This is a genomic window from Planktothrix sp. FACHB-1355 (assembly GCF_014748295.1).
Classification (GTDB): Bacteria; Cyanobacteriota; Cyanobacteriia; order Cyanobacteriales; family Aerosakkonemataceae; genus Aerosakkonema; species Aerosakkonema funiforme_A.
Window position 1 is genome coordinate 1 of record NZ_JACJUP010000236.1, and the last position, 7210, is coordinate 7210.

Consider the following 7210-nt stretch of genomic DNA (forward strand, 5'->3'; position numbering starts at 1 on the left):
GGCAAATATACCTACGCTGGCTAAAATTAATAGCGCTCCCAGAGAAATTGACTGACCCAAATGTTTTGCAGGTTGAGAATTTTTCATGACTGATTTTTTTTTGCTTAGTGAAGGATTGAATTTAAATTAACAGTATTTTCACTTAAAAATTTAAAAAGTCAAATTTCTTAAATTTACTTAATTTATCGTAAAAAAAACAGATGTAGTTACTCTAGTAAAGTCGCCCAGATCGTGGATCTAAGCGAGCGCCTAGCTGCCTATTTTTGTAGAAAGTATAAATAAATACTTTGGCATAAGAAAATTCTCAAGCGATCGTGGAAACTATAGAGTCGCGAAACACGGTTATATTAGACATCTTGGAAAATTCCTGTGGGGTAGGCATCCTACCTGCCTTTAATATTCTTTTGGAGGAGAAGTATATTGTCAAAACGTAAGTCTCCAAAGGCAAGGAGCAGATAATACCGTATAACTATGTCAAAACAGGGTGGTTATGACAATAGAAAATATATCTGTGGAGTGGGAAAAGAGGCGGGCAAGCGGTGGTATTAAATTGGCGACGCAGATATTTTTCCTGCCCCTTCTCGTAGGGAGTTGCGGCATCCTGACTAGCTTATGGCTGTGGCGGGCAGTAAAAATGGAAGCTCAAACACATATAGAGACAAAGATTAATTTAGCCGCTCAGACACTGAAAAACGAAGTGCAAGCAAGCCTGGAAGCTCGTATTGTCACATTGAGGCAGATGGCAAATCGTTGGCAAACTCAGGGACAGCCAAACAGAAGGGAATGGAAAGCAGCTGCCCAAACTTATCTGGATGTTTACCCAAATTGCCAGATTTTACAGTGGGTAGATACCTCGTTTTTGCCGCGCTGGACAATCTCAAGAGAAGGAATTGCAGACCCAGATAGAAAGTTGCACGAACAATTGCTGGCGGCGAAAGACAGCAAAAGACAGGATATTATGGTATTTCCTTCGCTTTCGCCACAAGGAAGCAAACAATTGTGGATTTATGTTCCTTTGTCATCAGAACAACGCCAGTACGGTTTCCTTTTTGCCGCTTTTACAGCAGAAGGCTTGTTCAAAACTAGATCGAATAAAGATCTTGTTCCCCAATACGGGTTAAGCGTGTTTGATGGCAATACCGAAATCTTCAGTCGCAACAAAGAGGATAGCCAAAATGCAGATGTTTGGGGAAAGGAAATAACTGTTCCCCTGGATGGTGTGACTTTGCGATCGCGCCTTTGGCCGAGTTCCCAGCTGCTAACTGAAGAACGATCGCAGTTACCGGAATCGCTGCTGACGATGGGAATTTTAATGTCAGGCTCCCTTACTTTGGCGGTATACAGCATTCAAAAAGCGGGACGACAGGCAAAACAGGTAGAGGTAGCAAAATTTACTTTATATCAACAAATCAGCGAACGCGAACAGGCAGAGACAGCATTGCAGCAATACGTACAGACGATCGATCTGGCGAATGAAGCAATTATCATTCGAGATCTGGACGATTTGGTTGCTTATTGGAATACAGGCGCAGAAAATCTGTACGGATGGAAAAAGCAAGAAGTTGTCGGCAAATACATCCACACATTTTTGAAAACGATATTTCCGCAACCATTGGAGGAAATCTTAGAAATATGCCTGCGAGAGGGACACTGGGAAGGAGAACTTATCGACACTAAACGTAACGGCAAACAAATTCCTGTAGCGAGCAGTTGGACTTTGCAGCGGGATAAAAATGGCAATCCATTAAGCATTTTAGAAATCAATAAAGATATCAGCGAACGCAAACAAATTCTGGAAGCTTTGCGGCAAAGCGAAGAACGGTTTCGCTTTGCCATTTTTTATGCACCGTTACCGCTAATCATTTATGCGGAAGATGGAGAGATAGTAACGGTCAATCAAGCATGGACAGAATTGAGCGGTTATCGTCAGGAGGATATTCCCACGATTGCTGATTGGACAGAAAAAGCGTATGGAGAAAGAAAACAACTCGTCAAAGCAGATATCGACAGATTATATAACATTAACAGCCAATTAGCAGAAGGCGAATATGTCATTACCGCATCCAATGGTTCGCAAAGAATTTGGGAATTTAGTTCGGTTCCTTTGGGTCAATTACCGGATGGGAGACGGTTGGTGATGAGTATGGCGGTAGATATTACCGATCGCAAACAGGTGCAGTCTGTTTTGCAGCAGTCGTCAGCGCAAATCAGACAAAAAGCAACTGAACTGGAGGCAGCTTTACAAGAACTGCAAAATACCCAAGCGCAGCTGATTCAAAGTGAAAAAATGTCTTCTCTGGGTCAACTGGTGGCTGGTGTGGCGCACGAAATTAACAACCCGGTTAACTTCATCTACGGCAATATAGCTTATGCGAGAGAATATGCGGAAGATTTATTAAGACTGGTACAAATTTATCAAGAGGAATATCCCTATCCGAAAGAAAGAATCGCAGAGGAAATTGAAGCGATCGACTTAGAATTTATGATGGCGGATTTGCCCAAAGTTCTCGCTTCTATGAAGGTAGGATCAGAACGCATCCGCGAGATCGTTCAGTCGTTGCGCCACTTCTCCCGCTTAGACGAGTCGGAAAGGAAAGAGGTTGATATTCACGAAGGCATTGATAGTACGCTGATGATTCTGCAAAACCGATTGAAAGATAAACCAGATCGTGTCGGTATTCAAGTTATTAAAGAGTATGGCAAATTGCCTTTAGTGGAGTGCTACGCCGGACAACTCAACCAGGTATTTATGAATCTGCTGACTAATGCGATCGATGCTTTGGAGGAATCCAACAAAAGGCGATCCGATCGGGAAATTCAGGCTAATCCCAACACAATTACTATTCGCACCGAAATAGTGTGCTGTCAGAAGTCAGCCGCTAGTGGAAATCCCCCCCTCTTCCCCTCCTCATCTACGGAGGAAGAAGAAAAGAGGGAATCTGACAAAAAAGAACTGAGAACTGACAAAGTAGTGATTCGCATTGCCGACAATGGCCCAGGCATAACGGAAGAGGTACGCAAACGCCTTTTCGATCCATTTTTTACTACTAAACCGATCGGCAAGGGAACGGGATTGGGTTTGTCGATTAGCTACCAAATTGTAGTAGAAAAGCATGGCGGTAAATTGGAATGTTACTCCCAACCTGGGTTAGGATCTGAGTTTGCGATCGAAATACCCCTGCGCCAACCCAAAATGTCATAATTGCAGATTTGAGATTTCAAATTTTAAATTTATTTCTATTTGCAATCTAAAATCTGAAATCTAAAATCTAAAATCTGAAATTATTAGTGGGTTAGCCCGTGTTCGAGGGCGTAGCGCACTAACTCGGTGCGGCTGTTGGTGCCGGTTTTGCTGAATAAGCGGCTGACGTATTTTTCGACATTGCGAACGCTAGTTTCCAGACGACGGGCGATTTCTTTGTTCATCAATCCTTCTGCCACTAAGTCGAGGACGCTTTGTTCTCTGGGGGTGAGGTCTATTTTGATCGGTGAGGCAGTTTGCGCGATCGCAGGTCGCTGTTTCAATTGTTCCCTAATTTCCGCCAACTGACGCGCTATTTCGTCCAGGTTAGTGCCTTCAGATGGCTTATCGGTAGCGCCTCTGCGTTCCAGCAAATTTTCGACGATCGCAACTAACTCATCCGGGTCAAATGGTTTGGACAAATACGCATCGCAACCGGCATTGTAGCCTTGGATGCGGTCTTTCGTCATGCCTCTCGCGGTCAAAAATACTACCGGCAATGTCTTGAAGCGAGGGTCTTCCCGCATTTGCTTGAGGAACTGATAGCCATCGACTTGCGGCATCATGACATCTGTAATTACCAAGTCGGGCGTATGTTGTTGCAGTTTTTGCCAGCCTTCGTTGGCGTTAGCCGCAACGTCAACGCTAAAATCGCTGTCTTCCAGATAAGCTTGCACCGCTTCCCGCAGTCCGGGTTCGTCATCGACCAGTAACAGTTGTCCCGTCATTTGCAATCACCTTTGCGCTCTACTATTTTTAAATGTACATAAATCGGTAATTCGGTTATCCACCCTTAGACCGAACTTGACTTATATTATTTATTATGGTAAAAATGTCTGGCTTAAGGGCGATCGACCCTGGCGAGGAAGATAGCAGTTTTTTGTGTACCCTGTCCCCCTGATACCAAATCCGCTTCAATTTTATAATTAGCCATACAGATAATCTGGTCAAATTCTTTCGTTTTTGCTTGAGTACCCACAAAGTATTTCATATGTTGCCACCAGCAAGAGAAAAAATAGATTCCCATCAAAGGCTTGTTTTGTCGGAGCGTGATAGAGACTTATTTATGTCAGTTATGGAAAATCCACCCGCACTGAAGGGCAAACTAAAATCCGCTATTAAACAATATAAAGATAAGTACAGTAAGTAATAGTGAGATGGAATTATTAAGAAAAACTGTCAGAGCGATCGCATCTGTAATTTTAGCCAAATCTAGTATGTGCGATCGCTCTTGTATTTTCTTGACAATAAGATAATCTTACAACCGCTCAATTATCTTTGCTTCTTCCGAAAGTTTAGCATCCCGCTGTCCAGTCGATCGCGCTTGTGAGTTGAGCAAACTAATGGGAGTATTTAATAAATCGACAACAGTCGCTTTCCCTATCATTGCCTTAACGCTAGTAACTGGTAACTCCTTCAACAACCACCGCACAAGGCGATAAAAAGTTTCTGTCGCCTTCAGTTCTGTCATCAAAGTGACGCCGTACAGTTCGTGCAAATAACGATTCGATCGACCGTAGCGTCGCCATTGCTTTTGGAATTCTGCCACTGTCGATCGATGCCGATGTTTTACAATCGCAGTTGGTGCAAAAGATATCTGCCACGAAGTTTCTCGTTGAATTCGCCAACAAATATCGGCATCGCCACCAGTAGTCATGTAAGGACGAAATAACCCTACTTGCTGAAAAATTTCCCGTCGAATTGCCAGATTAGCAGTTTGACCGTATGGACAAAAAGGATGTTCTAGCGTATACTTTTGGGATAGAACATTGTAGCTATCGGCGTATTTTTCCAGCAGCGTTTTACCGGGTAATCCTTCAACTTCACCTGCTACAATACCAACAGATGAATCGGCAAAAGGCTGAATCAGATTCTGTAACCAATTCGGTTCGGGACGACAATCAACATCGGTAAAAGCGATAATTTCACCTGTAGCGGCGCGAATCCCGGTGTTGCGTGCGGCGTAGGAACTTTGAATTTTGTTTTCCGTGAGGTGACGAATATTTATCTTATTTAGCTTCTCATTACCCCCGCCAGGGGAGTCAGATGCAGCAGCAGCTTGCAGTATACTGGGAGTGCGATCGCTACTGCCATTATCCACCAATAAATACTCTACCCGGTCAGTTGGATAAGTTTGAGCTTGCAAACAGCTAATTAAATCTGGTAAATCTGCCTCGCCATTATATATTGGTACAATAACCGAAACTTTAGGTAATGTCGTTTCCATAAGAATTTCTAATTTATCATTGAATAATTTCTACTTCTGTTCCTTGCTGCACGACTTGATATAATTCATCAACATCTTTATTTTTGAGGGAAATGCAGCCTAACGTCCAATTTGATTTATTGTCTATTAAATCATCGCTGGGTGTGCCGTGAATTCCGATTTCGCTGCCGACTGAATCATTCCAGCTTATTTTACCGCCAAACTTAGCTTTAAAATGTTTTCTCCAGGAATATTTGTTCGGGTAATCCAACCAGAGGAATTTTGACCAAGCGGCATGGGGATAGAGGTCTTTAATCTTAAATTTTCCTTCCGGAGTGCGCTTATCTCCTTCTTTGAGCTTATCGTCAACTGGGTTATTGCCAAACACGACAGGATAGGATTTGACAGGTTTTTTATCGTGATAAACTGTGAGCCTGTATTCAGATTTTTCAATCAATATTGATATTTTGTTTTTGTCTATTTTCTGTGCGTTTAAAATTTCGATGATCTGCTTGTTGCCATTGAGTATTTGGTTGCTGGGGAGTCGGGGATGGGAAATGTTTCCAGAAGTCTCATCCTCACAACCATTTAAGCAAAGAACATCCAAAAGATCGGGCAGGGGTACGGCATATCCCAGACGTGCGAGTTGCAAGTAAAGAACGGAGGTAGCTACGATAATAACAGTTAACGATAAAAATTTTATTTTGAGATTATTTGACTTTTTTTTCATAAATATTGGATATAAATTAGGCATTGATAAGCACAAAGGTGGGCAATGCCCACCCTACTGTTAACGGATGAAGAAACAAAGCAAAGCTAAAATCGCGTTAATCGCGTAAAATGTGGCAACTACTTGAATTTCCGACCAACCGGAAAGTTCTAAATGGTGGTGTAGAGGTGCCATTTTGAATAGCCGCTTACCAACACCATCGGGGCCTTTTGTTGCTTTGTAATAACTCACTTGAGCCATTACGGAAAGGGTTTCCACAAAGAAGATACCGCTGATGATAAATAGACTCCAAAGCGTGTTACTCAAAATAGCAACGGATGCTAAGGCACCTCCCAGCGCCAGGGAACCGGTATCGCCCATAAATACAGTAGCTGGGTTGCGGTTATGCACCAAAAAACCCAAACAACTGCCACTTATGCAGGCGCAGAAAATGGTCAGTCCGGGGTAAGTGGGAGCGATTATAGCACCGAGTCCGAGTAGAGCGATCGCACACAGTCCGCCTGCAAGTCCATCTACACCATCGGTGAGGTTGGTGGCGTTACTTTCTGCTACTAACGCAAATGCAGCTAAAGGCCAAAACAGCAACCCCAACGGTAAAGCTAAACCAAATGGTAAATCTATTGTGCTGATATTTGCAGGTTGACTGAAAATTAACCACAAACAAAATAGCACTGCAAAACCAATTTGCAAGGCTAATTTCATTTGTGGCGAAATGCCTTTGTTGGACTTGCGGCGTAAAATTTGCCAGTCATCCAACCAACCGATAAATCCATAACCGAGTGTAAGCAGCGACACAGGCAACACAGGAGCAAAGTTTGACAAATTCAATGCCAAACCAGACCACAACAGGGCAAGTAGAACGCCTACTGGTATAAAGAACACCCCGCCCATTGTCGGAGTGCCGCCTTTTTTCAAGTGGGTTTGGGGGCCATCTTCGCGAATTACTTGTCCAGCTTTGAGCGATCGCAACAATGGCACTACCCAGTATCCCAACCCAGCAGTTGCCGCAGCACAAACCCAGAACGGCAAAGTC

6 protein-coding genes are annotated in these 7210 nt (G+C 43.3%); 1 reads left to right on the forward strand and 5 read right to left on the reverse strand.

All coding sequences use genetic code 11. The features are described 5' to 3' along the window. Nucleotides 1-490: 490 nt before the first annotated feature. Entirely contained in the window at nt 491-3202 is a 2712-nt protein-coding gene (locus H6S82_RS12400; protein ID WP_190464524.1) for a PAS domain S-box protein, read from the forward strand. Nucleotides 3203-3285: 83 nt separating this feature from the next. Here the strand turns inward: H6S82_RS12400 and H6S82_RS12405 are convergent, their stop codons facing one another. The 5 genes from H6S82_RS12405 to mraY all read right to left on the reverse strand — a co-directional run. Then, entirely contained in the window at nt 3286-3969 is a 684-nt protein-coding gene (locus H6S82_RS12405) for a response regulator transcription factor (RefSeq protein WP_190464525.1), read from the reverse strand. 113 nt (nt 3970-4082) lie between these two features. Next, the gene (locus H6S82_RS32995) at nt 4083-4232 is read right to left on the reverse strand and encodes a hypothetical protein (RefSeq protein WP_190464526.1); all 150 of its coding nucleotides are present in this window, start codon (nt 4230-4232) and stop codon (nt 4083-4085) included. A gap of 267 nt (nt 4233-4499) precedes the next feature. Then, nucleotides 4500-5468 carry a glycosyltransferase gene (locus H6S82_RS12415; RefSeq protein WP_190464528.1) on the reverse strand — a complete coding sequence of 323 codons (969 nt, stop codon included), beginning with the start codon at nt 5466-5468 and terminating at the stop codon, nt 4500-4502. A 16-nt stretch (nt 5469-5484) separates the two neighbouring features. Then, a complete protein-coding gene (locus H6S82_RS12420) occupies nt 5485-6177 on the reverse strand; it encodes a L,D-transpeptidase (protein WP_190464529.1) in 693 nt (230 codons plus the stop codon). A 60-nt stretch (nt 6178-6237) separates the two neighbouring features. Next, on the reverse strand, nt 6238-7210 hold a 973-nt coding region (gene mraY / locus H6S82_RS12425; protein WP_191056272.1), incomplete at its 5' end, for a phospho-N-acetylmuramoyl-pentapeptide-transferase.